We start from the raw sequence: 25,708 nt of genomic DNA on the forward strand, positions 1-25,708 counted from the left end.
CCCCGGATTTCGGACGCCAGGTGGGAGAAAAGGGTTCGATTCACCGTCTGGCGCAAGCCGGCGGCCGCGCCAACGAAAACGGCCCCGGATCGCTCCGGGGCCGTGTCACGGGTGCGCCTGCGTGGCGAGGCTTACACCTCGATCACGTCCGCCACGTCCTTGTAGTCGGCGATCTTGTCGAAGTTCAGGTACTGGTAGATCTGGTCGCCGCTCTTGTTGATGACGCCCATGTCGGCCATGTACTCGTCCTTGGTCGGGATACGGCCAAGCTTCGAGCAGATCGCGGCCAGTTCGGCCGAACCCAGGTACACGTTGGTGTTCTTGCCCAGGCGGTTCGGGAAGTTGCGGGTGCTGGTGGACATCACCGTCGCGCCTTCGCGGACCTGCGCCTGGTTACCCATGCACAGCGAGCAGCCCGGCATTTCGGTGCGGGCGCCGGCGGTGCCGAACACGCCGTAGTGGCCTTCCTCGGTCAGTTGCGTGGCATCCATCTTGGTGGGCGGGGCCACCCACAGCTTGACCGGGATGTCGCGCTTGCCTTCGAGCAGCTTGGACGCCGCGCGGAAGTGGCCGATGTTGGTCATGCAGCTGCCGATGAACACTTCGTCGATCTTGGCGCCGGCGACTTCCGACAGCGTCTTGACGTCGTCCGGGTCGTTCGGGCAGGCCACGATGGGCTCGTGCACGTCGGCCAGGTCGATCTCGATGACGGCGGCGTACTCGGCGTCGGCGTCCGGTTCCAGCAACTGGGGATTGGCCAGCCAGGCTTCCATCGCCTTGATGCGGCGGCCCAGCGTGCGCTCGTCTTCGTAGCCGTTGGCGATCATCCACTTGAGCATCACGATGTTGCTGTTGATGTACTCGATGATCGGTTCCTTGTTCAGGCGCACCGAGCAGCCGGCGGCCGAACGCTCGGCCGAGGCGTCCGACAGTTCGAAGGCTTGCTCGACCTTCAGGTCGGGCAGGCCTTCGATTTCGAGGATGCGGCCGGAGAAGATGTTCTTCTTGCCTTGCTTGGCGACCGTCAGCAGGCCCTGCTTGATGGCGTACAGCGGGATGGCGTTGACCAGGTCACGCAGCGTGACGCCGGGCTGCAGCTTGCCCTTGAAGCGCACCAGCACCGATTCCGGCATGTCCAGCGGCATCACGCCGGTGGCGGCGGCGAAGGCGACCAGGCCCGAGCCGGCCGGGAACGAGATGCCGATGGGGAAGCGGGTGTGCGAGTCGCCGCCGGTGCCGACGGTGTCGGGCAGCAGCATGCGGTTCAGCCACGAGTGGATCACGCCGTCGCCCGGACGCAGCGAGACGCCGCCGCGGGTGCTGATGAACTCGGGCAGCGTGTGGTGCGTCTTGACGTCCACGGGCTTGGGGTAGGCGGCGGTGTGGCAGAACGACTGCATCACCAGGTCGGCCGAGAAGCCCAGGCAGGCCAGGTCCTTGAGTTCGTCGCGGGTCATGGGGCCGGTGGTGTCCTGGCTGCCGACCGAGGTCATCTTCGGTTCGCAGTAGGTGCCCGGGCGGATGCCGCGGCCTTCCGGCAGGCCGCAGGCGCGGCCGACCATCTTCTGGGCCAGCGAGAAGCCCTTGCCGGTGTCGGCCGGGTCCTTGGGCAGGCGGAACAGCGTCGACGGGGCCAGGCCCAGCGCTTCGCGCGCCTTGGCGGTCAGGCCACGGCCGATGATCAGCGGAATGCGGCCGCCGGCGCGCACTTCGTCGAACAGCACGTCGGATTTGACTTCGAATTCGGCGATGACTTCACCGTTCTTGATCGCCTTGCCTTCATAGGGGCGCAGTTCGACCACGTCGCCCATTTCCATCTTGGAAACGTCGAGTTCGATCGGCAGGGCACCGGCGTCTTCCATGGTGTTGTAGAAGATCGGGGCGATCTTGTTGCCCAGGCACACGCCGCCGAAACGCTTGTTCGGCACGAAGGGGATGTCTTCGCCGGTGAACCACAGCACCGAGTTGGTGGCCGACTTGCGCGAGGAGCCGGTGCCGACCACGTCGCCGACGTAGGCGACCAGGTGGCCCTTTTCCTTGAGCGATTCGATGAACTTGACCGGGCCGCGCTTGCCGTCTTCTTCCGGCTCGAAGGCGGCGCCGTCGCGCTTGTTCTTGAGCATCGCCAGGGCGTGCATCGGGATGTCGGGGCGGGTGGTGGCATCCGGGGCCGGCGACAGGTCGTCGGTGTTGGTTTCGCCCGGCACCTTGAAGACCGTGATGGTCAGGCTTTCGGGCAGCTCGGGGCGGCTGGTGAACCATTCGGCGTCGGCCCAGCTCTGCAGCACGGACTTGGCGTTGGCGTTGCCCTTGTCGGCCTTTTCCTTCACGTCATGGAAGGCGTCGAACATCAGCAGGGTCTTTTTCAGGGCGTCGGCGGCGATGGTGCCGATTTCCTGGTCGTCGAGCAGTTGGATCAGCGGGCCAATGTTGTAGCCGCCCAGCATGGTGCCGAGCAGTTCGGTCGCCTTGGCGCGGCTGATCAGGGCACAAGCCTCGCTGCCCAGGGCCACGGCGGCCAGGTACGAGGCCTTGACCTTGGCGGCATCGTCCACGCCGGCCGGAACACGGTGGGTCAGCAGATCGACCAGGTTCTGCTCTTCGCCCGCGGGCGGGTTCTTCAGCAGTTCGATCAGTTCAGCGGTTTGTTTTGCCGTCAGGGGCAGCGGGGGAATCCCCAGGGCCGCGCGTTCGGCAACGTGTTGGCGATAAGTATCCAGCATGTGAGGCCTGCTCAAAGTCGGGTTGGAAGAAGGGTTGTGGCCGGAATTGTAGAGGGAAGAGGGGGCCGCTAGCAAATGTCTTATATCTTATATAAGACTTGTGTCGATAGGCGTTGCCTGCGGGCCACGCCGTGCGAGGGCGGGCGAGGAGCGGGGCGCTTCACTAGGACAGAAACGGGGTCGATTCAAGGCCCGGTTCGCCGTTGCGAGGCTGCTGCGGGGCTGTCGCGGGCGCGGCTGCCGGCCCGCCGTTCGCGCCTGGCTGACGCAGGCCCGCGCAGATAAATGAGAAGGCGCCGGCGGGCGGCCGGGCGGACCGCCGGGCGCGGGATCAGTTGGCCTTGGCGTCGTACGCCACGCCCACGCGGGCGAAGTTGGCGCCGTACTGCTTGACATCGAGCTGGAATGGGGCGCTTTCGCCCGGCTTGAGCTTGGGCAGGCGCAGCTCCGAATAGCGCGCGCCGGTCAGCCTGTCCTGGGCGTCGTAGAGGCTGACCCAGACCTTCACGTTGTCGATTTCGGCGCTGTCGGTGTTGCGTACCCGGCCGTGCACCGTAACGTACTTGTAGCGATAGCGATAGGTGAAATTCAGCGTGCCGGTGCCGATGCCGGCCTCGGTGTTCTCGACGCTGATGTCCAGCGTTGGCCGGGTGCCGGGCAGGGCCGCGCGCTTGGCCGGCTTCCAGTCGGTCTTGACCTCGGTAAAGCGTTCGAAGTTCTCGCCGTTCAGCAGCACCGGAATGCGCTCGCCGGGGTACAGCATGGCCGGCAGCGACCATTCCTGACGCAGCCGCAGGGGGCGCGAGCCGTCGAACACGGAGATTTCCATTCCGGGCGACAGCGCCACATACTTGTCGCTGCGGTTGACCACCTCGGCCAGCAGCAACGGGCGCTCGATCTCGTCCAGCAGGCGGCGTGGCGGCGACAAGGTCAGTGCCGCCGGATCGAAGAAGGCGAAGTCCGGATCGAGCAGTTCGGCCGTGCTCAATCGCACGCCGTCGATGATGCGGGGGGTGGCGGGGCTGACACGCACGATGCGGCTGCTGGCGGGGCCTGCGGGAACCGGGGCCGAGGCGGCAGGCGCCGGCGCGGCCTGCACGGCCTTGGGCGCGTCCCAGGGCAGCAGCCCGTTGTACTTGGCCAGGGCGTAGCCGCCAGCGGCGACGATGATCAGCACCAGCCCGGCCCGGGCCGGCCGCGACAGGGCGCGCGCGGGGGAGCGGTCAGCCTTCACTTTGCACCATGTAATCGTAGGAGCCGACCTTGCCTTCGGCCAGCATGTCGCAGCGCACGTCGAACGAGGTCAGCGCGCCGGGGGCGAGCGGGCTGGCCGAACCGTAGCCATTGCCGGTGCCGATCAGCTTGCCGTCCTCGTCGTACAGCATCACTGTCACCTGGGTGCTGCTGGCGGCGATACTGCCCTTGTTGCGCAGCAGGCCCACCAAGCGGTAGGCGCCGTCGTTGCGCACCAACTGCACCTTGTCGGCGGCGACCTCGCGGGCGCTGCTGTGCGCCAGCGAGGGCGTGGCCGGTTTCAGGGTGTAGCGGCTGTAGGCGGTATCGGGCAGGGAAATCGTCACCGGCGTGTATTCACCGGGCAGCAGGGTGCGCGCCATCGGCGAACCCGAGGCGGAGGACAGCGTCAGCTCGTCCTGGTAGAACGTGGCGGTGACGCGCGGCGCGTCGATCTTCTTGCCGGTCTCGTTGCGCATCAGCATCACCAACTGGCTGCGGCCGCGCGCACGCACTTCCTGCACGTCGGTCAGCTTGACCAGCGCGGCATCGATGGGAGGCGGCGCCGGGCGCGAAGGCGAGCGCGTCGAGGAACCACTGTTGAACAGCGAGGCGGTGATCGGCACAAGGATGGCTGCAAGCACCACCAGAACGATTGCGATGACGGCGCCCGGCTGCAGCTTGGCGGCAGGCGCGGGCTGCTGCATGCCTCGCAGGATCTTCTCCAGGCGCTGGGCCACGTTGTCCTCGACCAGCGTGACGGCGTGGCAATGGCTGCACTGGTATTCGTTGGTGTCGAGCTTGGTGAACTGGGCGCTGCCGCAGGTCGAGCAGGTCAGCGTCACCGTATTGATCGTGGTCTGTTTGGGCGTCATGCGTGGGGACGGACAGCCCGCTTGCGAGGTGGCGCCGGGATGGCGCGGCCTGGCCGGGCGCGGCGGGCATACTGGGCGGCAAGGATAGCGGCGGGGCGCTGACCATGGGGTGCATGAGCGCTTCTGATTATTACAGAATGTATATCAGATCGACCGGTCGCCGCCCCGCCGATGCTATCATCGCCGGCGTCGAATGCCCCTTGAATACGCCGTTCCCCAGTCGTTCCGCTCCTGGCCGCCCTCTGCCGCGGCGGGGCCGAGCCGAGGCAGGTCAGGCTCAGCCTTCAGCATGAGTATCTTCCAACACGTGTTGTTCCTCGCCTGCGTGGCGCTGGCGACCTACGCCCAGACCATGACGGGTTTCGCTTTCGGCCTGGTGCTGCTGGGCCTGTCGGGGGTGTTCCAACTGGCGTCGGTGTCCGACGTGGCCAACGTGGTCAGCGTCCTGTCGCTGGTCAATGCGGGGGTCACCCTGGCCCGTGCCAAGCCGCAGGTGAATTGGCCATTGATGGCGCCGGCCGTGGCGAGCAGCCTGGCCGGCGTGACGCTGGGCGTGGCCGCGCTGGCCTGGATCAGCGGCGCCATGGCGGTGTTGCTGCAGTTGCTGCTGGGTATCACCATCATGGCCTGCGCCGTGCTGTTGGTGGCGCGCACCCAGCCCTTGGCGCGGCTGTCGTCGCGCGCGTCATTCCTGTTCTTCGGTGGGGTGTCGGGCGTGCTGGGCGGCCTGTTTTCCAGCGCCGGGCCGCCCATGGTCTACCACCTGTATCGTCAGCCACTGCCGCTGGCATCCATCCGCAACAGCCTGCTGGTGCTGTTTTCGCTGAATGCCGTGGTACGGCTGGCGCTGGTAACGGGGCAGGGCACTTTCATGTCGACTTCGTTCTGGCTCAGCCTGCAGGCCCTGCCGGTCGTCGTGGGCGTCACCTGGGTGGCGCGCCGCTATGCCACCGCCGGGTCGATGAAGACCGTCAAGCGGATGGTGTTCGTGCTGCTGCTGGCGGCTGGATTGGGATTGGTCGTGCCTGCATCGCGGCTCCTCGCGGTGGGTTAGCCGCGAGGAATCCGCCGCCGCTGGCGCGGGCGCTCAGCCGTGTTCGCCCGAGATGTAGCGCTCGAGTTCGGTGATGATGAACTTCTGTTCGCTCATGACGTCCTTGACCAGGTCGCCGATGGACACCAGACCCACCAGTTTCTTGTCCTGGATGACGGGAAGGTGGCGGAAGTGGCGCTCGGTCATCAGCGCCATGCAGTGTTCACGTGTGTCTTCCGGGCGCACGTAGAAGACCGAGTCGGTCATGATCTCGCGGACCTTGGTGGTGCGCGAGGAGCGATCCTGCAGCACGATCTTGCGGGCGTAGTCGCGCTCGGTGAGCATGCCCAGCACCTCGTCGCCGTCCGCCACCACCACGGCGCCGATGCTGCGTTCGGCCATGGTCTTGATGGCGTCGTACACGGACGAGTCCGGCGAGACGGTCACGACGGGCGGGTTGGCCTTTTCCCTGAGAATCTCAGCAACTTTCTTCACGATGTGCTCCCGAATCGCTGGCAAGGTTCAAGCGCCGGCCCGAGCCCGCGCCGGACGCCTGGCGCCGGCGCACGGTCTGGCCGTAGCTCCATCCTAAGCCCGGCGACGGGATTGCCGCAAGTTCGCGTGCCTCACCGTTGCGGTCAGCCACAATAGCGTGGACGGGGCCGAGGGCGGGATCATCGCGCCATGTCATTTGATTCCGATATTTTCCGTTCATGGTCAAAGCCGATTGCCTGCCTGGGAATTTTTCTGTAGTTTATAAGCTACACCTTGACCGTTGCGACAATTGAGTTGCGGCGCTACGTGACTGTGCAAGGCATATCGCCATTCGGCGTGTGGTTGCGCGAACTCGGTGACGCCAGGTCGCGCGCGTGGATCGAAGTGCGCCTGAAGCGGATCGGCGCCGGGCTCCTGGGTGATTGACGGGCTGTCGGCCACGGCGTCATCGAGTTTCGTCTGGATATCGGTCCGGGTTATCGCGTCTATGCCGGCAGGCATGGCGCTCGCTTGATCGTGTTGCTGGCCGGGGGCGCGAAAGCCACGCAGCGGCGTGACATCGAACTGGCCTGGCGTTATTGGGCGGACTGGAAGCAGAGACAGGCATGAACAATCGCCACACTGACATCGCATCGGTTTCCCATGCTGCGGAGACCATCGCTGAATTGCGCGCGGACCACGATTTCGCGGTCGAATACCTGAAGGCGGCGCTGGAAGAACTGGACCATCCGGATCATCGCGCCGCCGGCCTGCTGGCGTTGCGCGACGTGGCGCAAGCCTATGGCGGCGTCGCCGCCGTCGCGGCGGCGGCGGGCATCTCGCGCGAGGCCCTGTACCGTGCGCTTTCGCCTCAGGGAAATCCAACGCTCAAGACATTGTTGGCCGTGCTGCATGCCGTGGGCATGCGGCTGTCCGTGGTGCCGGCGGGCACCCCGCTGAAGGCCTGATACCACAAGGCCTTTGAGCCATTCCTCTGGCCCTGTCTTTCGACGAACGCGGGGTGAGCGGCCGGCCCGCGCCGGCCGCTCCGTGTCTTCAGCGGATCAGGAACCCTGCGCCCACCGGATCGTTCTTGTCGATGACCCAGCGCGCCGTGCCCAGGATGCTGGCCGTGCCCTTCACCGTCGGCCGCACCGCGCGGGTGCCGTTCAGGTCGACCTCGCCCAGCAGGCAGCCTTCGAAGGTGCCGCTGCCCAGCAGGCCTTCGGACTTGATCGGCTGGTTCAGGCCCATCTTGCCGCGCGCCTCGAACATGGCCATCATCGCGCTGGTGCCGGTGCCGCCGGGCGAGCGGTCGAGCTGACCGGCGCTGAACACGTGCACGTTCTTGTAGAACGCGCCCTCGATCGTCGGCTGGTGCCAGAACGTAATGAAGTTCAGGTTGTTGATGTGCGATTCGGTCGGGTGCTGGATGCGCTGGCGCGCGTTGAGCTGGTCGCGCACGATCAGGCCCATGCGCGACAGCTCGGTACCGTTGTCCGGCGAAATGCGCAGGTCGCAGTTCGACAGGTCGACGATGCCGAAGTAATTGCCGCCCCACACGATGTCGGCCGACAGCTTGCCGTAGCCGGGCAGCTCCACCGGGATGTCCTGCGCGGCAACGTAGGCCGGCACGTTCTCGAAGCGCGTCCACAGCACGTTGTCGCCTTCCGAGGCCACTTCCGATACCACCAGGCCGGCGGTGGTTTCGAAGCGGATGCGAGTGATGCCGTCCTTGCCGCGCGGCACCAGGCCGTTGGCCACCATGGCCATGCTGACCGCGATGGTGCCGTGGCCGCACATGTGCGAGTACTCGGTGCCGTCGATGTAGATCAGGCCTGCGTCGTATTCAGGACTGGACGGCGGCGTCAGAAACACGCCGAACATGTCCTTGTGGCCGCGCGGCTCGCGCATCAGCGCCTTGCGCAGCCAGTCGTAGCGCTGTTCCAGGAACGCGCGCTTTTCCAGGATGGTGGAACCGGCGGGGTACGGAATGCCGCTGTGGACGATGCACAGGGGCTCGCCTTCCGTATGGGTATAGATGACATCGAACGCGTCTTGCTTGCGCATGACAGTGACTCCAGGCGGTAGATATGGGGAAGAGGAAAGTTATTTGCCGCGTTCGGACAGCATGTCCAGCCCGACGGTCAAATCCAGGATCACGATGGCGACGACCGCGGCCACGATCGTGGCGCCCGATATGGCTGCGATGGTCGGATCGATCGTGTATTGCACGTAATTGAAAAGCTTCACGGGGATGGTGTTCAGGTCCGCCGTGGTGTTGAAAATCGACAGTTCCACGTTGATCCACGACGAGATGAAGGCGAAGATCGAACCGGTCACGATGCCTGGCCGGATCTGCGGCAGCACCACCAGGAAGAATGTGGTCCAGGGGTTGGCGCCCAGGTCGGCCGAGGCTTCCTCCAGCGCGCGCTGTTCCGGCGTGAGCAGCGTCAGGGTGGAGCGCAGCACGAACGGCGCGATGATCACGACGTGGCCGATCAGGAGCGACAGGAAGCTGCGGGTCAGGCCGAAGTACGCGCCGAACTGCAGCAGCGCGGCGCCCAGCACGATGTGCGGCAGCACCAGCGGCGACATCAGCACCGAGGTCAGCGCGGCCTTGCCCGGGAATTCATAGCGCGCCAGCGCCAGCGCCGCCGGCACCGTCAGCAGCACCGCGGCCACCGTGGCGGCCAGCGCCAGCACCGTGCTGGTGGCGAACGCGGCCATGTAGCCGGCCTCGACCAGCAAGGTGCGGTACCACTCCAGCGTCCAGCCTTGCGGCGGGAACGCCAGGTACGGCGTGGCGCTGAACGACGCGCCCAGGATCACCACGAGCGGCAGCGCCAGATAGGCCAGCACGGCCAGCGCGGTCAGGCGGATCAGGTGGCGGGCGATCATCGCGCGGCTCCCGGCAAGGTGGCGGCGCGATTGGCCAGCGCCACCAGGATCAGGGTGAAGACCAGCAGCACCATGCTCAGCGCGCCGCCGTAGTGGAAATCGAACACCGTGCTGTACTGCTGGAAGATCAGCATCGACAGCACCGTGACGCGGCCGCCCGACAGCAGCGCCGGCGTCACGTAGGCGCTGACCGCCAGCGTGAAGACGATGATGGCGCCCGACACCACGCCGGGCAGCGTCAGCGGCCAGGTCACGTGCCAGAAGGTCGCTGCGGGGCTGGCGCCCAGGTCGGCAGAGGCCTGCTCGCAGGCCGGATCGACCCGCGCCAGCGCATTGCCGACCGCCAGCACCACGAACGGCAGCAGCACGTAGACCATGCCGATCAGGATGCCCAGCTCGGTGCCGATGAAGCGCATCGGTCGGTCGAGCGCGCCCGTGGCCAGCAGGCCCTGATTGACCAGCCCATTGCGGCCCAGCAGCACCATCCAACCGAAGGCGCGCACGATATTGCTGGTGAACAGCGGCACCACCAGCAGGATCACGCAGGCGCGGCGCCAGGCCTGCCAGCGCACCACGCGCACCAGGTACCAGGCCAGCGGATAGCCCAGCACCAGACAGGCGAGGGTGGTGAACAGGGCCAGCCGGAACGTCACCAGGATCACATCCCAGTGGTACTGGTCGGCCAGCACCTTGGTGTACTGCGCGAGCGTCGGCGTCAGGCCGTCCGCACCGCCAGTGGCGCTGGCCAGCGCTACCACCGCCAGGGGCGCCAGGAAGAAGGCCGCAAAGAACAGCACCGGGGCCGCCAGCAACAGGCCGGGAGAGAGCCAGGCGCGCCGCGTCATGGCTGGCCGCCGATCAGGTGCAGGTGTTCGGGCGCGAACGCCAGCGTCACCTCGCCGCCGGCATGCAGGCCGCCCGGCGCGAGGCCGCCGTGCCGCGCCACCAGCGTCTGGCCGCCGATGTCGACGTGGATCATGCTGTGGCTGCCCACATTGATCACGTCGCTTACGGTGCCGGTCAGCATGGCGTCCGCGCGCCCGCACAACTTCAGGTCTTCGGGCCGCAGCACGGCCAGGCCGCGCGCCATCACCGGGCGTTGGGCGAGCGGCACGCGCAGGCCCTGGGTATCCAGCATCAAGGCGCCGTCATCGGCCACCGTGTAGGCGATGAAGTTGGCATCGCCGATGAACTCGGCGACGAAACGCGTGGCCGGCTGGCGGTAGATATCGCTGCCGGCGCCGACCTGCTCGATGCGGCCGGCGTGCATGACCACGACGCGATCCGCCATGGTCATCGCTTCTTCCTGGTCGTGGGTGACGAAGATGAAGGCGATGCCGAGACGGGCCTGCAGATGCTTGAGTTCGAGCTGCATGCGCTTGCGCAGCTTCAGGTCCAGCGCCGACAGCGGCTCGTCCAGCAACAGCAGCTTGGGCTGGTTGACGATGGCGCGCGCCAGCGCCACGCGCTGCTGCTGGCCGCCGGACATTTCGCGTGGATAACGCGGACCGAAGTCGGCCAGGCCGACCATGTCCAGCGCATCCCGGGCGCGTTCGGCCGCCTGCGCCTTCGAGGCGCCCTGGCGCCGCGGACCATAGGCGACGTTCTCCAGCACCGTCATGTGCGGGAACAGCGCATAGTTCTGGAACACGGTATTGAGCGGGCGGCGATGCGCCGGCAACCGGCCGACGTCCTGGCCGTCGATCAGGATGCGGCCCGATTCCGGCTGCAGGAAACCGGCGATCGACTTGAGCAGCGTGGTCTTGCCGCAGCCGCTGGGGCCCAGCAGCGCCACGAACTCTCCCTGCTGGATCGCCAGGTCGATGCGATCCAGCGCCTGGTAGGCGCCGAAGCGCATCGACACGCCTTCGATGGTGAGCAAAGCGGACATGGGAAGCGGACCTTGCTCAGCGCTGGCGGGCAACCTGCCGGTTCCACGCGTCGGTGACCTCGGCGCGGCGGGCGTTGATGAGGTTCCAGTCGAACAGGCTGAGGTTCTTGACCGAGCCCTCCGCGCCCCACGGCAGCTTGCGCGCGACCTCCTTGGATACTTGCACATCCTTGACCGCCGGGCCCAGATACAGCTTGCTTGCCAGGCAGGCGGCGGCGTCGGCGGTCATGGCGGTATCGATGAATTTCTGCGCCGCGTCCTTGTTGGGAGCGCCCTTGACCAGGTGCAGCCGGGCATCGGTGGCCCAGACTCCCTCCTTGGGGACCGAGAAGCCGATAGGCAGGCCTTTGTCGATCAAGTCCCAGGCTCCGACGTTGAAATGCGCGCCGATCACCGCTTCGCCGCTCTGGAAGGCGTTGGTGGCCGCGCCCGAGCTGTCGAAGAACAGCGCCGTGTCGAGCGAAGCCAGCTTGGCATAGAGCGGCGCCAGATTCGACGGATCGACCGCCCAGACCCGCGCCAGGAAAAAGATGAATGGCACGCCCGACGAGTTGGCGGGCGAAGGCACCGCCACCGCGCCGGCGTACTCGGGTTTCCAAAGGTCCTTCCAACTGGTCGGCGGCTGCGTCACTTCCTTGGTGTTGTAGGTGATGCCCAGCGAGTAATAACCGGTGCTGACCGCGAACACGGCATTGCCGTCACGGTAGATGCCCTGGTCGATGACATTCTGCAGATGGGGAATGGCGGCCGGGTCCAGCGCATCCAGCACGCCGGCCTGCTGCGCCAGTTCGCTGATGCCGCCGTCCATCCAGGCGACGTCGATGGTCGGCGCGGTTTTCTGCTGCTGCAGCTTTGCCAGCGTGGTGGTGGAGGTGCCGACCTCCGGCACCACGGTGACGCCGGTGGCTTTGGTGAAGGGCTCGGCGACGCAAGCGCGGAACGCGTCGCCCCAGTTGCCGCCGTACCAGGCGACGGTGATTTTCTGCTGCTGCGCCAGCGCCGCGTGCGAAGCCAGGAGCAGCCCCGCGCCCAGCGCCGCCGCGCCCAGCGCGCTGCGGGTGTTTGTTGCCATGTCGGATTCCCCTTGTAGATTTGTCGATCCGCGATTCATTGACTCAAGTACCACAGGCGCATCTTGGGCGATGCTCGGGAAAACGAGCTTGAAGGCGCGGGACATAAACTTGAATAATTGCGTCATGACCGCCGCCGCGCTCCCCCTGTCCGCGCCGCTCTCCTATGACGACGGCGATGTGTTGCCGCCTCAGGGAAAACCCGCCCTGACCGTCGGCATCGTGCTGCTGGACCAGTTCACGCTGGCCGCGTTCGCCGGTTTTGTCGACGTCCTGCGGCTGGCTGGCGACCACGGCGGCCGCAGCCGCCAGATCCATACCGCTTGGCGCGTAATGAGCTGGGATGGCAAACCGCGCTGCGCCAGCGCCGGACTGGCGATCGAGGTGGAAGCCGGCCTGCCCGACGATCCGGCGCAGTTCGACTACATCGCGGTCTGCGGCGGCAATGACTATTCCAGCGGCCGCATGCCCGAGCGTTTGCGCGACTGGCTGCGGCTGGCGGCGGCGCTGCGGGTACGGCTGCTGGGCATTTGCACGGGCACCTTCGCGCTGGCGCAGGCCGATGTGATCGGGCCGCGCACGGTCTGCGTCCACTGGAACGTGCTGGAGGCATTCCGCGAACGCTTTCCGCATACCCGCGCGGTGGTCGACCGGCTGTTTGTCGACGAGGGCGACCTGATTTCCTGCGCCGGCTCCACCGCCGCCATCGATCTGGCGCTGTATCTGGTGGCGCGCCATTGCGGTCGCGACAAGGCGCAACAGGCCATGCGCCACATGATGCTGCAGGGCGCGCGACCAGGACGCGTGCCGCAGGCACATTTCCGTACCGATCTGTCCGGAATTCAGGACCTGCGTGTGCGCCAGGCGGCGCATTTCATCGAGCAGCGCATCGATAACCCTCCGCCGCTGGACGCCATTGCCCGTTACGTCGGAGTGGGACGGCGCCAGCTCGAAAGAGCCTTCCGCCTGGCGACGGGCATGTCGCCCATGGCCTTCCAGCGCCAATTGCGGCTGGAATATGGCAGTTGGCTATTGCTTAATAATGCCTGCAGTATCACGCAAATCGCGCTGGACTGCGGATTTGCCGACGGCGCGCATTTTTCGCGTGATTTCCGCGCGCATTTCGGGCAATCGCCGCGCCAGTACCAACAAAGCCACGGGCGCCGCGCTGCGCGGCACGAAGGCGAGATCAGCGTTTTCCCCGCATAGCGCTGCCGCCATCTGGCGCTCGGCCTAATTCGTATTAACCCTGGTTTTCGCCATGAAGCGGGCTTCATGCTGTCGTTGAATCTTTGCTGAATTGCCCGGGCACGGCATGCCTTCGATTTTTTTTTGAAAAGCGGATACGGAAAATATTGAGAGCAGCTCGTTTTTGGGATTAAATAATTTCGACTGGATACATTTTTCTCTTTTTGCAATTGTCGACCTGCCGCCGCCACGGGGTGACGGAATCGCAGGCCAAAGCGTGCATGCGGCGTGGCATGCACGGCGTGATTTCCAGTACGCGCCAGCAGTCTGCTTCAGATAAGCCAACTGGTTTCTTCATCGGTTTCAGCAAATTCGTCCCATTCCCAGCGGGAGACGTCAACATGCAATGGCTTACCCTCAAACGGCTGCTGCGCGCCGAGCGTGGCATGCAGAAAGCGGATCTATACGGACAGATAGCGGCCATCCACAAGGCCCAAGCCGTGATCGAATTCGATCTCGAAGGCCATGTCCTTATGGCCAATCAGAATTTCCTCGACACAATGGGCTACGAACTGGACGAGGTGCTGGGGCAGCACCACCGCATGTTCGTGGCGCCGGAAGAACGCCAGGCCGCCGATTACCTGGCTTTCTGGGAAAAGCTGGGCCAGGGAGCGCATGACACGGGGCGTTATCGCCGCATGCGCAAGGACGGTAGCGACGTTTGGCTGCAGGCCAGCTATAACCCGATTTTCGATAAGCACGGGCGCGCCTTCAAGGTGGTCAAGTACGCCACCGACATTACCGAGCAGCAGCATCGCCAGGCCGACACCGAGGGTCAGTTGGAGGCCATATCCAAAGTGCAGGCGATTATCGAGTTCGAGTTGGATGGCACCATTATCCGCGCCAACGACCTGTTTTTGAAGGCGGTGGGATACCGCGAAGATGAAATCCTCGGGCGGCACCACAGCATGTTCGTGCTACCCGAAGAAGCGCGCAGCGCGGCCTATGCGGAGTTCTGGCGCAAACTGCGCAGCGGCGAGCACGACACCGGCCAGTATCTGCGCATCGGCAAGAACGGCCGCCACGTCTGGATCGAGGCCAGCTATAACCCGATTTTCGACGCCGAAGGCCGGCCATTCAAAGTGGTGAAGTTCGCCACCGACATTACCAGGCGTTTTACCGCCGCCCAGACCCTGCGGGTGGCGGTGCAGGGCCTGACGGAAAATGCCGAGCGCGCCGGGCAGGCCAATACCCTGGCGCAGGATGCCTGTCGTGTCGCCGAAGAGGGCGGCAAGACCGTGCGGGGCGTGGTGCGCACCATGGGCGCGATCACCGACAGTTCCAAGCGCATTTCCGAGATTATCGGCGTGATGGACGGCATCGCTTTCCAGACCAATATCCTGGCCTTGAATGCCGCGGTCGAGGCGGCTCGCGCTGGCGCGCACGGCAAGGGTTTCGCGGTCGTGGCGGCGGAAGTGCGCAGCCTGGCACAGAACAGCGCCGCCGCGGCCAAGGAAATCAAAGGGCTGATAACCATGTCGGTCGAGCAGATCGAGAGCGGCGCCGGGCAGGTGCAGTCGGCCGGCGCCACCATGGAGGACATCGTGGCCTCGTCGCGCCGGGTCACGGAGATCATGGGTGAGGTGGTGGAAGTGTCGCTGGCGCAGTCCGGCAAGCTGGGCGAAGTGACCGAGGATATTACCCAGATGACCGCCGAAGCCGCCGCTGCCTTGCAGGCCGCCCACGAAGCGCATGGCGCCGCGCCGGTCCTGCGGCCAGCGGTCAAGCCCGTGGCGCCAGCGGTGCGGGCGCGGGCGGCGGCCAATACGCCGATGCCTCCCAAGCCCGCATTGGAGTATGTGCGGTATTGAACGGCGGCGCGGCGCGCGCTGTCCGAGTGCGCTATAAATACGGTCTTGTCAGAACCCGTCGGCCCGGGTCGGAACCTACCGGCCCGGGCCGCGTTTTTCATAGCCCCCCATGACCGAATCCGAAGCGTTGGCGCTTGCCACCCACCGCCATTACAAGGGCGGCCTGTACCGCTATATCGACACGGCCCGCCATTCCGAGACCGACGCGTCCATGGTGGTCTATGAGCATCTGTGGCCGCATGCCCGCGGCCTGTGGGTGCGGCCAGCAGAGTTGTTCTTCGGCCAATTGGCCGACGGCTCGCCGCGCTTCGCCGCGCTGCAGCCGGCTTGACGGATCATGGCCTACTATTACCGCCGTACCCGTCCGGCCGCAGGCGCGACCGGACCGACTGGTGGCGCGGCCAAATCCACGGCCGCCCTGTCGGCGGCGCTGGCCGCGCTGCGCGGCCCGTTCATCGTGGCCGACCTGGAAACCACCGGACTCTCCACCGCATCATGTGAAATCCTGGAATTCGCCGCGGTCCGGGTCGGGCCCGAGGGGGCGGCGCAGCGGGAGTATGCGCAGGTGGTGCGCACGCGCGCCGCCGTGCCGTCTTTCATCACGCGCCTGACCGGCATCACGCAGGCCGAGGTGGACCGCCAGGGCGTGCCCGTGGCGCAGGCATTCGCGGCCTTCCTGGATTTTGTCGAAGACCTGCCGGTGTTTTTCCACAATGCCTCGTTCGACCGCCGATTCCTGGCCGCGGCCGCCAGCCAGACCGGCCTGCCGTTCGCCAATGCCACGCATTGCACGCTGGCGCTGGCCCGGCGCGCCTGGCCTGAATTGCCGTCGCACAAACTGGATGTCCTGGCGAGGCACGTCGGCGCCTCCGAGCCCACCCACCGCGCCCTGGCCGACGTGCGCACCACCGTGGCGGTTGCGCTCGCGGCCAGCTCTCGGCTGGCGCCAGTCTGAACCTCAGAGCACCTTTTGCTCGTGGTGAACCTGGGGCGGCTCGACGAAGAAGCCCGCCACCAGCTTGCGCCATTCCTGGAAATCGACGGACTCCCGGAAATCCACCATGTGGTTTTCGACGGTTTCCCAATCCACCACCAGGGTATAGCGCTGCGGCTGTTCGATGCTGCGGTACAACTCCATGCCGTGGCAGCCGCGGGCCCGCAGGAACAGCGGCCGGGCCTGGGCCACGCCCGCTTCGAACAGGGCTTCTTGTCCTTCGCGCACGTGGATGCTGGCAATCTCCTGGATCATGATCTTGTCTCCGGGTTAAAGGGCCGGGCGAGGGCCGGCCGGGCGGAGTAGTATGGCGCAAAAAGCCCGTCGCCATGAACCGATCCGCTACGACCCTGCCGCATTTTGTCGCTGCCCGCCTGCTGTGGTACGTGGGGGTTGCGGCACTCGCCGTCATGGCTCTGGTATCGCACACCCAATTCAGCGTGACGGCGGTGCTGTCGGCCATTGCGATCTACCTTCCCTTGTCCATGCTCGCCCTGCCGCTCGTCGCATGGCTGGCGCTGCGCCGTGCCACGGGGCCTGCGCTGGCGGGGGCCGCGCCGGCTTGGCCTGGCTGGCTGGCGGCGGCGGTGGGGATGGCGCTGCTGGCCGGCTACCACCTGTGGGCCCGGCTCGAACTGGCCGAAGGCGGCGTGTTGTTGCTGCTTGTCGCGGTGGACCTCGCGCTGGCCCGGCGCGAGTCGGCGCGCCTGCTCGCGTATGCCGGGGCGCACTGGCCCGCCCTGCCGGGCTCATCCTGACAGTAAGCCGAACGGCGATCTGTCGAAAATCGCCGCCGTGCGTGCTAGGCAATGCGTGCGAGGGCATCTCGCATCGCCCCATCCTATGAGCTGAGATGCGTCGCAGCAATCGCGTCCGGCGCGGGCCATGCCTCCGCCATATGCATGGCCCGCGCGCCGATGTTCGCAGATTGCATGACATCTTTTACGTCTTCCTCCTCACTCCCTTGGAATCGGTCACCCGTTTAACCGATACCGACGTCCTTAGTACGGCGCAATCATTCCGTACCAATACGAAAGTCCCAAACGCCACGTTGCCATATGGGTGTACAGCGTCGGGAGGTAGAGGTCCGCGCCGGTCGGCCACCGGCACCTGATCATCCGCATGCAGCGGATCGGGAGGAGCACAAATGAAAAAGCTCGCAGCAGTCGCAACGTTGTCCCTCGTCGCGGTTTCCGCCTACGCGAGTGGGCCGGGCCAGCCCGGCATGTCGGCGTCCGGCCATGTCGGCACCATCACGGGCACGGTCTCGTCGGTCTCCACGGGCACTTCCGTGGTCTCGACCCAGATCAACGGCTATGGCTCATCGAGCCAGACGTCGTTCGGTGAAACCGGCGGCGTTGCCACCGCCGGAGGATCCTTCAGCCCGGATGGGACCACCGCCGTCACCAGCACGCGGCAATACGCCACCAGCGAAAGCTACGGCCATATCAGCGGCAATGCGCCGATCATGGTCGGCGACAGCATCGCCAACGGCGGCGCCACGTTCGGTAGCACCACCACCAACGCAACGGCCACGGGCACGTTCAACGCCGGCGCGATCGGGGCGACCGCGTCGATCCACGGCGTCGGTCCGGTGGGTGGTTTTGGTCACTGAGCAGCACGCAATCCGGACGGCCTCGGCCGTCCGGTCGAGAGGACATCATGAAAACCCTTGCGCTTGCCTTATCCCTGTCGCTGGTGGCCTTTTCCGCCGGAGCCCAGACCAGCACTTCTTCCTCGACCACCTCGGCGTCATCGGGCTCGACCAACGCCGGCAATAACCAGGGCGTCACGTTCAATTCCAACAGCAACGGTTCGAGCACCCTGCGCACCGCGCCGCCGATCGGCGCGCAGAGTTTCTATGGCTCGTTTTCGTCCGATAGCTGCATGGTGTCGGCCGGCGGCGGCGGCTCCGTGGTCGGGTTCGGCATGAACGTGGCCTTCCCGGTGGAAGACCAGAAGTGCAGCCTGCGCCGCAACTTTGAACGCACCATGCAGGCAGCCGCCTCCACCAAGGATCCGGACCGTTCGCGCCGCCTCGAGACCGCGGCGGTCGACATTCTCTGCCAGACCGATGACCGCACCAAGGCCGCCTTGACCGCGCAGGGGCTGTGCACCAATCCGTCGCTCACCACCGCCGACCACCGGTTCGAGAATCCCAACCCCAACGTCGCCCAGGCCGCGCCCGCGCCGGCTCCGGCCATGGCGTCCGGGCCCGTCGCGCAGACGTATCCGGTCCTGTCCGTGCAAAACACCATGGTGAATTCGCCGCCGCTGCGCAATCCGCGCATGGACAGGCAGGGCCTGGCGGACTTTTACTCGCCGGGTTGAAGATGGTGGCCCCGGCACTCAGGGCGTGGCGGCGGGCGCAGCCGCGGCGCCCGGCCCCTCGGCGGCTCCCGGGCGCGACGGCGTCGCCTGTGGGGCCGATGCCAGCAACATCGTTGGCGGCGCGGACACGGCCAACCCGGCCTCATTCAATCGATGCAGCACGGTGAAAAGCAGGGCGCTGCGAACGCCATAGGCCGAGCGTGGCGACGAGACATAGCCCTTGGCGTTGAACACCAGATTGCCAGCCTCGATGCCATCGAGGAACACATTGGGCGCAGGCGTGTCGAGTACGTCCTCATGGTCTGCGAATGCCTGCAGGATCAGTTCGCGCACCCGCTGGGCATCGGTAGACAGCGGCAACGGCAGCTTGATCTGCACCAGTCCCAGGGGATTCGAGCGCGTGACGTTGCGCACAGTCTTGGTGACGAATTCCGAATTCGGGACAATCACCGTGGACCGATCCCCCATCTGGATCTCCGTGGCCCGCACGTTGATGCGCAGGATGTCGCCTTCGACGCCGCCCAGCGAGACCCAGTCGCCGACCTTGACGGGACGTTCGGCCAGCAGGATCAGGCCAGACACGAAATTCTGTACCACTGCCTGCAGACCGAAACCGATGCCCACCGACAGCGCGCTGGCGATCCACGCCACCCGTTCCAGGCCGATGCCCGCGGCCGACAGCGACAGCGCGATTGCCAGGACGAACCCGGCATAGCCGAACAGCGTCGCCGCCGACAATTGCATGCCAGGATCCAGTTCGGTGGTGGGCAGGTAGCGGTTGGCCAGCCAGCGCTTGAGCATCTTCACGCTCAGCAGCGACAGGCTCAGCACCAGCAGCGCCTGCAGCACCGCGCCCGGACGGATCTGTGCCTCGCCGATGGCCAGGCCCTTGCGCAACTGATCGAAGCGCTGCACCAGGTCCATCGGCCCTTCACCGAACGGCGCCACCAGCAGGATCAGGGCCAGCAGGCCCACCGCCACCCGGCCCACGCCCGACAGCAGCACCGCTGCCTGATCGCGCAGGCTGGTGCCATCGCCATCATCGCGGTGCGAGGTGCCGAGCAAGGTGCTGAAGCCATCTTCGATCAGTAACGACAGCAGATAGGCCGACGCCAGCACGATCAGCACCCACAGCACCTGCTTGGCCAGGAAACTACCGAACGCCACGTAACCCGCCAGCAGACTGGCCAGGCTTAGGACCAGCACGGTGCCGGCGGCGGTAAGCAGCAATGAGATCCAGAACGGCGTGGGACCGGCGTCCTGCTGCTGCGCCAGACGGCGCAGCCGGCGACCGATCGACAACGCCACCGCCATCGTCGCCATGACCAGCACCGCCACGATTCCGGTCAGGGTGATGGTGGTGGTCAGGCTGACGTTCAGCAGCACCGGCAGGCGTTCGGCCAGCCAGATCATCACCACCAGCACGCCCAGTACCCCTGGCAGCCAGCGCAGGCGTTGCGCCACCGCGTCGGACACCGGGGGCAGGCGCCAGGACGGCCGGTTGGCCGAAAGCAGGGCGTAGCCCAGCCCGGATACATACCCTCCGAAACAGACTGTCGCAACCAGATTGGCCAGCAATGTGCCGCTGCTGTCCGACAATTGCGAGTTCCAGTCCAGGCCAATGTGCAGCAGCAAGGCGATGACGCCCGGTGTGGCCACCGCCAGCGTCAGCAGCGCAACCGCCAGGAACGAGCGCCGCAGGCGCCCGGGCGGCACCCGCGTCGCGGTGATGCGCAAGAGCAGGCGGCCGATCCAGATACGCAAGGCAATCGCCAGTGCGGCCGCCGTGGCCAGCAATACCCAGCCCCATCTTGGCGTCTGGCTGACCGCGGTCGCCAGATCGTCGCGCAATGCCAGCAGCCGTTCCAGGTCGCGCGGAAATTCCTGGCGGAATTCGGCCCAGAACTGGGCCGACAGGAACGAGTCGCGGCGTTCGCCCAGCCGTGCCTGGAACTGCGTGCGGCGCTGGGCCGAGATCTGTTCCGCGGCCTGGGCCGCATCCACCGACAGCAACCGGGCCAGCTTGATCTGCGCGTCCAGGGCGCGGCTGTTCTTGTCCAGTTGCATGCGCTGGGCCGCGACGTCGGGCGCTTCCTTGACGTTGTCGGGTGGCGTGCCCAACTCGCTCAAGCGCGCCGTCACGCTGGTCAACTGCGGGGCGAGCGCATCGGCGGCGGCGTCCGCCTTGGATTGGATGTCGAGCGCATCGCCGCGCTGCTTGAGCAGTTCGGCGTCGTCGGTCTCGTCGGGGATGCGCTTGCGGATGTCATCGAGCTGCTTGCGGGCGGCGGCCAGCATGGCGTCGGTCTCCGCAGGCGAGGCGGGGGCGGCGGCAAACGCGGGCGCCAGGCACAGCGCCAGCAGCAGGGCGGCAACCAGGGCGGCGAAAACGCGGGTGCCCGGCACGGTGCGCAAGCGCGGATATTGCGGATTCGGAGTCATGTTTCTTGGGCGATCGGATCGCATCGAGGCGCAGCATAACAAGCCGTTGCCCGCTTCGTTGCAACAAAAACTCCGCTATGTCCCTGTTAGATCCGGCGGTGCGCGCGAGGGCCGCCCAGCACTGCATCGCACACTTCCAGCCAGGCGCGGGCGGCATACGACAAGTAACCGGATTGCTGCCAGATATGGCCGACCTCCCATTGCAGTCCGGATTTGGCCAGCCTGGCGGTACTCAAGCCCCGCGTCTTCATGCGCCGCATCAGAGGCTCGGGCAGCAAGGCCGCGCCCAGGCCGGCCGAAGCCATCGCTACCAGGAAGTCCCAGTGCGCGCTCTGGGCCGCGATGCCGGGCTGCAGGCCGGCGTCGGCAAAGGCCTGGCGCAGCCGCCGCGTCATGGCGAAGTCATCGGTGGGAATCAACAGGCGGGTATCGCGCAGCGCGCTCAGCGGCAGCGAGGTCTTGCCGGCCCAGGCCGCGTCGGGCGGTCCGATCACCCAGATCGGATAACTGCCGAATGCCTGCGCGGCCAGTCCACTGTCGGTCGCGAGCGGCAGGACGGTCGCGCCCACCTCCAGTTCGCCGCTTGCCACCAACGCTTCCACCGCGCGGCCGGTGCCCTCGCGCAAGGTCAGGTGGATCCCGGGATGCTGCTCGCGAAAACGCTTGACCACTGGCGTGAACAGCAGGTTGATCATGGGCGGGATGCCGACCTCGAGAGCCCCGCGCTGCAGTTCGGCGGTCTGGCGCATTTCCTCGCCCAACTGGCGCATGGTCTCCAGCACTTGCAGGCCGCGTTGGTACATCACGCGCCCGGTATCGGTGGGCCGCGCGGTGTGACCGTCTCGCACCAGCAGTGGCGTACCGGCTTCTTCTTCCAGTTGGCGGATCATCTTGCTGACGGTCGATTGGGTGACGAACAGCGCTTTGGCCGCCTGCGTGAAGCTGGCATGTCGCACGGTTTCGACGAAGTATCGCAGGGCACGCACGTCCAAGAGGAACCTCCCGTGTAAAGCGCGGAATCTTCAAACAATGAAAAAAACGACTTATTTGGATGATTTTAAGTCATTACGAGATTTCGCCCGCGCTTCCTATACTGCCGGAAATTCGACCCGAAGCTGGCCGGCATGGCGCGCTTCGGACGTCACGAAACGCCGCGCTAGACGGCGTCCGGATGTTGGCGGCATGCCCGCGCGTCCGGCCGCGAGCCACCGGCTTTTGAATCTGGAGACATCATGCATACCGACCGCATCCGCCATCCCGGGCTACGTGCCAAGATCACGACCGCGCAGCAGGCGGCCCAATTGGTCGAAGACGGCATGACCGTGGGCATGAGCGGCTTCACGCGGGCCGGCGACTGCAAATCGGTCCCCGCGGCGCTGGCTGCGCGCGCCGAGCGCGAACCGCTCTCCATCACGCTCATCACCGGCGCTTCGCTGGGGCACGACACCGACAAGATGCTGGCGCAGGCCAATGCGCTGGCGCGACGCATGCCGTTCCAGGTCGACACGACACTGCGCCGCAAGATCAACCAGGGCGAAATCGCTTTCATCGACCAGCACTTGTCGGAAACCGCCGAGCAGTTGCGCGCCGGTCACATAGGCCCGGTCGACGTAGCCATCATCGAGGCCGCCGCCATCACCGAAACCGGCGCCATCGTGCCCACCATGTCGGTGGGTAATTCCGCCTCGTTCGCGCAGCAGGCGCGGCGCATCATCATCGAGTTGAACCTCGGCGTCCCGGCCGCCATCGAAGGCCTGCACGACATCTACGTTCCCACCGAAAGGCCCCGGCGCGAGCCCATCGGCCTGGTTGCGGCCGACCAACGCATCGGCCAGCCCTGGATCGAGGTCGATCCCGACAGGATCGCCGCCATTGTCATCACGCACGAGCCGGACAGCCCTTCCAATGCCTTGCCGCCGGATGCCGAAACCAGCGCCATCGCGGCCCATATCAACACCTTCCTGCGCGCCGAGGTCGAGGCTGGCCGTCTGGACAATGCCTTGTTGCCGCTGCAGGCTGGCATCGGCACCATTGCCAACGCCGTGCTGCACGGCTTCGAGTCATCGGAATTCGAGGGCCTGACAATGTATTCGGAAGTGCTGCAGGACAGCGCCATCGAATTGCTGGATCAGGGCAAGCTGGCGTTCGCCTCGGCTTCGTCCATCACGGTTTCTCGACCCGTGTACGAAAAGATCCTGGCCAACATCGAGCATTACCGTGAACGCATCGTGCTGCGTCCGCAAGAGATCAGCAACGCGCCGGAGGTTGTGCGTCGCCTTGGCATCATCGCCATCAACACCGCGCTGGAGTTCGACATCTACGGCAACGTCAATTCGACCCACGTCGGCGGCACCCACATGATGAACGGCATCGGCGGCTCGGGTGACTTCGCCCGCAATGCCCATCTGGCGATCTTCGTGTCCAAGTCCATGGCCAAGAACGGCGATATCTCCAGCGTTGTGCCGATGGTCTCGCATGTCGACCACACCGAACACGACGTCGACGTGCTGGTCACCGAGTGCGGCCTGGCCGATTTGCGTGGCCTGGCGCCGCGCGAACGCGCCCGCGTGATTATCCAGCATTGCGTGCATCCCTCGTACCGCGATGCGCTGCAGGATTATTTCGGTCGTGCCTGCGAGCGCGGCGGCCAGACCCCGCATCTGCTGGAAGAAGCCTTTTCGTGGCACCAGCGCTTCAACCAGACCGACTCCATGCATGGGGTGCCGCCCGCGACCCGCAGGGCCGCCTGACGGCATCGCCCCGGGGCGGCTCCGCGCTGCCTGGAGGGGGCGCGGCGGGTCAGGTGCCCGTGTCGAATGTGTCAGGGACCGCTGCGTGAGGCGCGGCCGTCACCAGCCCCTGGCTCGATCGCTCCAGTTCGTCGTGCAACCACTGCTTCAAGGCCACCAGCGGAGCCCACTCGCGCAGGCTGGGCCGGTAGACCAGGTGATAGGTCTGGGCCTGTTCGTAATGCACTGTCACGGGTGATACCTGCACCAACCGGCCCGCGCGGATCGCATCCGCGGCCAGCAGCTCGCGCCCCAGCGTAATACCCAATCCCTGTTCCGCCGCCTGAAGCATCATGCCGGCGTCATTGAACGTTGCCACAGGCGTGACTGGCACGCTCAGGCCGGCGGCATTGAACCAGTGTTGCCACATGTCGCGTTCCCCTAGCAGCGGTTGCCGGGCCAGCGTTTCGGGCGTGCGGTCGGCCAGCGCCGCGGCGGTTTCCGGCGAAGCCAGCGCGATCAGCGGCAACGGCATGTCGAATAGCGGCTCCGACTCCACGCCAGGCCAGGGGCCGCGGCCGAACCGCAGCGCGGCATGAAACCCGTCGCGCAGCAAGTCCACCACTTGCTGCGAGGTCTCGATTTCCAGCGATAGTTCCGGATGGCGCTTGTGCCAACGGGCCATGCGCGGCAACAGCCAGCGTTGCGCGAACGAGGGCAATACCGAAACGCGCAAGTGCTGTGCGCTGCCACGCGCGGCAGCCGATGCCGCCATCAGGCCCTCGTCCAGCAATGCCATGGCGCTCTGCACGCTGCACAGCAGGGCCGCGCCGGCCGGGTTCAGCACAATGCCGCGCCCGCTGCGCTCGAACAAGGGAAAGCCCAATTGCTCCTCCAGTCCCTTGATCTGCTGGCTGACTGCGCTGTGGGTCAAGTGCAGGCGGTCGGCCGCCGCGCGCAGGTTTTGCAATTCGGCAACGGCGCGGAAGGCGGGCAGGGTATTCAGGGGCAGGCGCATGAGGCAGGGCGGGCAGGATCTGACAAGGGGATGACTCGTTTGGTTAGATTAACTGACCGTCATGGGTAAAACAATTCGATTTTCAGCCGCGGTTTGGGCGAATACGCTTACCAAAACGGATCGGATCGAGGAGCCAACCATGCCCGCCCAAACCTGTGTTCAGACTGCCTCTGAGTTCGGTAGCGCCTGCCCGGCGCCGCCACGGCCTCATGCGCCCGTCGTCTCCCCGCCCACGCCTGTCGCAGTTCCCGTCGCCGGACCCCTGGCGACTGGGCTGCCTGCATCGCACGTCGGCGAGCCGATGCCTTCGCGGCCAGCCGGTGTCATCACCCGTCTCTGGCGCGTCTACCGTTCATGGCGCGCCGACCGGATCTTGCGCAACCTGGCGGATGAACTGGATGCCCATATGCTCAAGGACATGGGCGCGCCGGAATGGGTGGTGAATCAGGCCAGGGTCGAGCAATCGCTCAAGCGAATCGCCCGCATAGACACCCTGCGCTGGTGAGGAGCGGTGATTCCGGCACGGAGCTCGGGATCGCTGGCGCCGTCCAGCGCGGGTCATCTTCCGTATACGGATGCCTCTCTATATATGTAGGGAGGGGCGGATATCCGCCGCAGGGGGAGATGGGCCTCTTATATATATAGAGAGAGGCCCTGGGCCTGACTGACTACCCTGCGGGGCACCGACGGGTCCGGTTCCCGGCTTCAACCCGATGGCGGCCAGTGCGGATAATTGCCTGCCGGCCCGGTGGGCGAAGTCGCCCATGCGGGGGAGAGATCCACCCGGAGTCTTGCCGTGCGGCAGGGCAAACATCATCTTTCTGCAAAATGGTTGTCATGCCGACGTGACACGCCGAATTTCTGTGCTATAGTCTCGCTCCTTCGCAGTTCAAGCAGTTTGTTGGGCAGCGAGGCAAGGCAAGTGCAACGGATTT

At 66.0% G+C, this 25,708-nt stretch carries 26 protein-coding genes; 12 read left to right on the forward strand and 14 right to left on the reverse strand.

The genetic code is table 11. The annotated features are described in order from the left end of the window. Window positions 1-131: 131 nt before the first annotated feature. The 3 genes from acnB to AC6LKG_RS15655 all read right to left on the reverse strand — a co-directional run bounded on the left by acnB (window position 132) and on the right by AC6LKG_RS15655 (window position 4,831). Complete coding sequence (gene acnB / locus AC6LKG_RS15645; protein WP_498165659.1) at window positions 132-2,723, reverse strand: bifunctional aconitate hydratase 2/2-methylisocitrate dehydratase; 2,592 nt, start codon at window positions 2,721-2,723, stop codon at window positions 132-134. 331 nt (window positions 2,724-3,054) lie between these two features. After that, window positions 3,055-3,957 (reverse strand): FxLYD domain-containing protein, encoded by a 903-nt coding sequence (locus AC6LKG_RS15650; protein WP_498165661.1) that lies wholly within the window; start codon window positions 3,955-3,957, stop codon window positions 3,055-3,057. Beyond that, window positions 3,947-4,831: an FxLYD domain-containing protein gene (locus tag AC6LKG_RS15655; protein WP_498165663.1), complete on the reverse strand. Its 885-nt coding sequence runs from the start codon at window positions 4,829-4,831 to the stop codon at window positions 3,947-3,949. Before AC6LKG_RS15655 ends, AC6LKG_RS15650 begins: the two co-directional genes overlap by 11 nt. A gap of 289 nt (window positions 4,832-5,120) precedes the next feature. Here AC6LKG_RS15655 and AC6LKG_RS15660 point away from each other — a divergent pair, with 289 nt between their 5' ends. Continuing rightward, the gene (locus tag AC6LKG_RS15660) at window positions 5,121-5,885 is read left to right on the forward strand and encodes a TSUP family transporter (protein WP_498165665.1); all 765 of its coding nucleotides are present in this window, start codon (window positions 5,121-5,123) and stop codon (window positions 5,883-5,885) included. A 33-nt stretch (window positions 5,886-5,918) separates the two neighbouring features. On the opposite strand, the gene AC6LKG_RS15665 is transcribed toward AC6LKG_RS15660, so the two are convergent. Both AC6LKG_RS15665 and AC6LKG_RS15670 read right to left on the reverse strand, forming a co-directional pair. Further along, on the reverse strand, window positions 5,919-6,359 hold the full coding sequence (locus AC6LKG_RS15665; RefSeq protein ID WP_054418651.1) for a CBS domain-containing protein: 441 nt from the start codon (window positions 6,357-6,359) through the stop codon (window positions 5,919-5,921). 222 nt (window positions 6,360-6,581) lie between these two features. Further along, window positions 6,582-6,860, reverse strand: a complete 279-nt coding sequence (locus AC6LKG_RS15670) for a hypothetical protein (RefSeq protein WP_498165667.1) — start codon at window positions 6,858-6,860, stop codon at window positions 6,582-6,584. Here AC6LKG_RS15670 and AC6LKG_RS15675 point away from each other — a divergent pair. Together AC6LKG_RS15675 and AC6LKG_RS15680 are read left to right on the forward strand one after the other, a co-directional pair. After that, the gene (locus AC6LKG_RS15675) at window positions 6,825-6,968 is read left to right on the forward strand and encodes a hypothetical protein (RefSeq protein WP_498165699.1); all 144 of its coding nucleotides are present in this window, start codon (window positions 6,825-6,827) and stop codon (window positions 6,966-6,968) included. The genes AC6LKG_RS15670 and AC6LKG_RS15675 overlap by 36 nt on opposite strands. Next, window positions 6,965-7,306, forward strand: coding sequence for an addiction module antidote protein (locus AC6LKG_RS15680; RefSeq protein WP_498165669.1), 342 nt, complete (start codon window positions 6,965-6,967; stop codon window positions 7,304-7,306). The genes AC6LKG_RS15675 and AC6LKG_RS15680 overlap by 4 nt, the downstream gene beginning before the upstream one ends. Before the next feature lie 88 nt (window positions 7,307-7,394). Here AC6LKG_RS15680 and AC6LKG_RS15685 read toward each other — a convergent pair whose 3' ends face one another. Genes AC6LKG_RS15685 through AC6LKG_RS15705 form a run of 5 tightly spaced genes read right to left on the reverse strand, consistent with a single transcriptional unit; the run spans window position 7,395 to window position 12,202 of the window. Then, window positions 7,395-8,408, reverse strand: coding sequence for a proline racemase family protein (locus AC6LKG_RS15685; protein WP_498165671.1), 1,014 nt, complete (start codon window positions 8,406-8,408; stop codon window positions 7,395-7,397). 39 nt (window positions 8,409-8,447) lie between these two features. Beyond that, window positions 8,448-9,239, reverse strand: a complete 792-nt coding sequence (locus tag AC6LKG_RS15690) for an ABC transporter permease (RefSeq protein WP_498165672.1) — start codon at window positions 9,237-9,239, stop codon at window positions 8,448-8,450. Further along, a complete protein-coding gene (locus AC6LKG_RS15695; protein WP_498165674.1) occupies window positions 9,236-10,084 on the reverse strand; it encodes an ABC transporter permease in 849 nt (282 codons plus the stop codon). The genes AC6LKG_RS15690 and AC6LKG_RS15695 overlap by 4 nt, the downstream gene beginning before the upstream one ends. Next, the gene (locus AC6LKG_RS15700) at window positions 10,081-11,130 is read right to left on the reverse strand and encodes an ABC transporter ATP-binding protein (RefSeq protein ID WP_498165675.1); all 1,050 of its coding nucleotides are present in this window, start codon (window positions 11,128-11,130) and stop codon (window positions 10,081-10,083) included. The genes AC6LKG_RS15695 and AC6LKG_RS15700 overlap by 4 nt, the downstream gene beginning before the upstream one ends. 16 nt (window positions 11,131-11,146) lie before the next feature. Next, window positions 11,147-12,202, reverse strand: a complete 1,056-nt coding sequence (locus AC6LKG_RS15705) for an ABC transporter substrate-binding protein (RefSeq protein ID WP_498165677.1) — start codon at window positions 12,200-12,202, stop codon at window positions 11,147-11,149. A 124-nt stretch (window positions 12,203-12,326) separates the two neighbouring features. Here AC6LKG_RS15705 and AC6LKG_RS15710 point away from each other — a divergent pair, with 124 nt between their 5' ends. From AC6LKG_RS15710 to AC6LKG_RS15725, 4 genes are all read left to right on the forward strand, one after another. Next, the gene (locus AC6LKG_RS15710) at window positions 12,327-13,409 is read left to right on the forward strand and encodes a GlxA family transcriptional regulator (protein ID WP_498165679.1); all 1,083 of its coding nucleotides are present in this window, start codon (window positions 12,327-12,329) and stop codon (window positions 13,407-13,409) included. Window positions 13,410-13,789: 380 nt separating this feature from the next. Further along, window positions 13,790-15,259: a PAS domain-containing protein gene (locus tag AC6LKG_RS15715; RefSeq protein WP_498165700.1), complete on the forward strand. Its 1,470-nt coding sequence runs from the start codon at window positions 13,790-13,792 to the stop codon at window positions 15,257-15,259. Window positions 15,260-15,368: 109 nt separating this feature from the next. After that, on the forward strand, window positions 15,369-15,590 hold the full coding sequence (locus AC6LKG_RS15720; protein WP_498165681.1) for a DUF1653 domain-containing protein: 222 nt from the start codon (window positions 15,369-15,371) through the stop codon (window positions 15,588-15,590). 6 nt (window positions 15,591-15,596) lie between these two features. Beyond that, window positions 15,597-16,214 carry a 3'-5' exonuclease gene (locus tag AC6LKG_RS15725; protein ID WP_498165683.1) on the forward strand — a complete coding sequence of 206 codons (618 nt, stop codon included), beginning with the start codon at window positions 15,597-15,599 and terminating at the stop codon, window positions 16,212-16,214. 3 nt (window positions 16,215-16,217) lie between these two features. Here AC6LKG_RS15725 and AC6LKG_RS15730 read toward each other — a convergent pair whose 3' ends face one another. Continuing rightward, a complete protein-coding gene (locus AC6LKG_RS15730) occupies window positions 16,218-16,508 on the reverse strand; it encodes an antibiotic biosynthesis monooxygenase family protein (RefSeq protein WP_175134831.1) in 291 nt (96 codons plus the stop codon). Between the two features lie 74 nt (window positions 16,509-16,582). Here AC6LKG_RS15730 and AC6LKG_RS15735 point away from each other — a divergent pair, with 74 nt between their 5' ends. From AC6LKG_RS15735 to AC6LKG_RS15745, 3 genes are all read left to right on the forward strand, one after another. After that, complete coding sequence (locus AC6LKG_RS15735) at window positions 16,583-17,011, forward strand: hypothetical protein (protein WP_498165685.1); 429 nt, start codon at window positions 16,583-16,585, stop codon at window positions 17,009-17,011. A gap of 389 nt (window positions 17,012-17,400) precedes the next feature. After that, a complete protein-coding gene (locus AC6LKG_RS15740) occupies window positions 17,401-17,868 on the forward strand; it encodes a hypothetical protein (protein WP_498165687.1) in 468 nt (155 codons plus the stop codon). 47 nt (window positions 17,869-17,915) lie between these two features. Further along, on the forward strand, window positions 17,916-18,584 hold the full coding sequence (locus AC6LKG_RS15745) for a hypothetical protein (RefSeq protein WP_498165689.1): 669 nt from the start codon (window positions 17,916-17,918) through the stop codon (window positions 18,582-18,584). Window positions 18,585-18,602: 18 nt separating this feature from the next. On the opposite strand, the gene AC6LKG_RS15750 is transcribed toward AC6LKG_RS15745, so the two are convergent. Both AC6LKG_RS15750 and AC6LKG_RS15755 read right to left on the reverse strand, forming a co-directional pair. After that, entirely contained in the window at window positions 18,603-21,026 is a 2,424-nt protein-coding gene (locus tag AC6LKG_RS15750) for a DUF3772 domain-containing protein (protein WP_498165691.1), read from the reverse strand. Window positions 21,027-21,112: 86 nt separating this feature from the next. Continuing rightward, the gene (locus AC6LKG_RS15755) at window positions 21,113-22,018 is read right to left on the reverse strand and encodes a LysR family transcriptional regulator (protein ID WP_498165692.1); all 906 of its coding nucleotides are present in this window, start codon (window positions 22,016-22,018) and stop codon (window positions 21,113-21,115) included. A 240-nt stretch (window positions 22,019-22,258) separates the two neighbouring features. On the opposite strand from AC6LKG_RS15755, the gene scpC reads away from it, so the two are divergent. Continuing rightward, window positions 22,259-23,776, forward strand: a complete 1,518-nt coding sequence (gene scpC / locus AC6LKG_RS15760) for a succinyl-CoA:acetate CoA-transferase ScpC (protein WP_498165694.1) — start codon at window positions 22,259-22,261, stop codon at window positions 23,774-23,776. Window positions 23,777-23,825: 49 nt separating this feature from the next. On the opposite strand, the gene AC6LKG_RS15765 is transcribed toward scpC, so the two are convergent. Further along, complete coding sequence (locus tag AC6LKG_RS15765; RefSeq protein WP_498165696.1) at window positions 23,826-24,773, reverse strand: LysR substrate-binding domain-containing protein; 948 nt, start codon at window positions 24,771-24,773, stop codon at window positions 23,826-23,828. 301 nt (window positions 24,774-25,074) lie between these two features. Here AC6LKG_RS15765 and AC6LKG_RS15770 point away from each other — a divergent pair, with 301 nt between their 5' ends. Next, window positions 25,075-25,278 carry an isoleucyl-tRNA synthetase gene (locus AC6LKG_RS15770; RefSeq protein ID WP_498165697.1) on the forward strand — a complete coding sequence of 68 codons (204 nt, stop codon included), beginning with the start codon at window positions 25,075-25,077 and terminating at the stop codon, window positions 25,276-25,278. The last annotated feature ends 430 nt before the right edge of the window (window positions 25,279-25,708 follow it).

Source organism: Achromobacter sp. 46006 (assembly GCF_059761975.1).

Excerpts from the sequence above, each read along its gene's own strand:
- AC6LKG_RS15740 (WP_498165687.1), top strand. The coding sequence starts at position 17,401 with ATGAAAAAGCTCGCAGCAGTCGCAACGTTGTCCCTCGTCGCGGTTTCC.
- acnB (WP_498165659.1), bottom strand. The coding sequence starts at position 2,723 with ATGCTGGATACTTATCGCCAACACGTTGCCGAACGCGCGGCCCTGGGG.
- AC6LKG_RS15680 (WP_498165669.1), top strand. The coding sequence starts at position 6,965 with ATGAACAATCGCCACACTGACATCGCATCGGTTTCCCATGCTGCGGAG.
- AC6LKG_RS15670 (WP_498165667.1), bottom strand. The coding sequence starts at position 6,860 with ATGCCTGCCGGCATAGACGCGATAACCCGGACCGATATCCAGACGAAA.
- AC6LKG_RS15710 (WP_498165679.1), top strand. The coding sequence starts at position 12,327 with ATGACCGCCGCCGCGCTCCCCCTGTCCGCGCCGCTCTCCTATGACGAC.
- AC6LKG_RS15725 (WP_498165683.1), top strand. The coding sequence starts at position 15,597 with ATGGCCTACTATTACCGCCGTACCCGTCCGGCCGCAGGCGCGACCGGA.
- AC6LKG_RS15705 (WP_498165677.1), bottom strand. The coding sequence starts at position 12,202 with ATGGCAACAAACACCCGCAGCGCGCTGGGCGCGGCGGCGCTGGGCGCG.
- AC6LKG_RS15685 (WP_498165671.1), bottom strand. The coding sequence starts at position 8,408 with ATGCGCAAGCAAGACGCGTTCGATGTCATCTATACCCATACGGAAGGC.
- AC6LKG_RS15750 (WP_498165691.1), bottom strand. The coding sequence starts at position 21,026 with ATGACTCCGAATCCGCAATATCCGCGCTTGCGCACCGTGCCGGGCACC.
- AC6LKG_RS15770 (WP_498165697.1), top strand. The coding sequence starts at position 25,075 with ATGCCTTCGCGGCCAGCCGGTGTCATCACCCGTCTCTGGCGCGTCTAC.
- AC6LKG_RS15715 (WP_498165700.1), top strand. The coding sequence starts at position 13,790 with ATGCAATGGCTTACCCTCAAACGGCTGCTGCGCGCCGAGCGTGGCATG.
- AC6LKG_RS15695 (WP_498165674.1), bottom strand. The coding sequence starts at position 10,084 with ATGACGCGGCGCGCCTGGCTCTCTCCCGGCCTGTTGCTGGCGGCCCCG.
- scpC (WP_498165694.1), top strand. The coding sequence starts at position 22,259 with ATGCATACCGACCGCATCCGCCATCCCGGGCTACGTGCCAAGATCACG.
- AC6LKG_RS15700 (WP_498165675.1), bottom strand. The coding sequence starts at position 11,130 with ATGTCCGCTTTGCTCACCATCGAAGGCGTGTCGATGCGCTTCGGCGCC.
- AC6LKG_RS15660 (WP_498165665.1), top strand. The coding sequence starts at position 5,121 with ATGAGTATCTTCCAACACGTGTTGTTCCTCGCCTGCGTGGCGCTGGCG.
- AC6LKG_RS15720 (WP_498165681.1), top strand. The coding sequence starts at position 15,369 with ATGACCGAATCCGAAGCGTTGGCGCTTGCCACCCACCGCCATTACAAG.
- AC6LKG_RS15765 (WP_498165696.1), bottom strand. The coding sequence starts at position 24,773 with ATGCGCCTGCCCCTGAATACCCTGCCCGCCTTCCGCGCCGTTGCCGAA.
- AC6LKG_RS15745 (WP_498165689.1), top strand. The coding sequence starts at position 17,916 with ATGAAAACCCTTGCGCTTGCCTTATCCCTGTCGCTGGTGGCCTTTTCC.
- AC6LKG_RS15735 (WP_498165685.1), top strand. The coding sequence starts at position 16,583 with ATGAACCGATCCGCTACGACCCTGCCGCATTTTGTCGCTGCCCGCCTG.
- AC6LKG_RS15730 (WP_175134831.1), bottom strand. The coding sequence starts at position 16,508 with ATGATCCAGGAGATTGCCAGCATCCACGTGCGCGAAGGACAAGAAGCC.
- AC6LKG_RS15690 (WP_498165672.1), bottom strand. The coding sequence starts at position 9,239 with ATGATCGCCCGCCACCTGATCCGCCTGACCGCGCTGGCCGTGCTGGCC.
- AC6LKG_RS15655 (WP_498165663.1), bottom strand. The coding sequence starts at position 4,831 with ATGACGCCCAAACAGACCACGATCAATACGGTGACGCTGACCTGCTCG.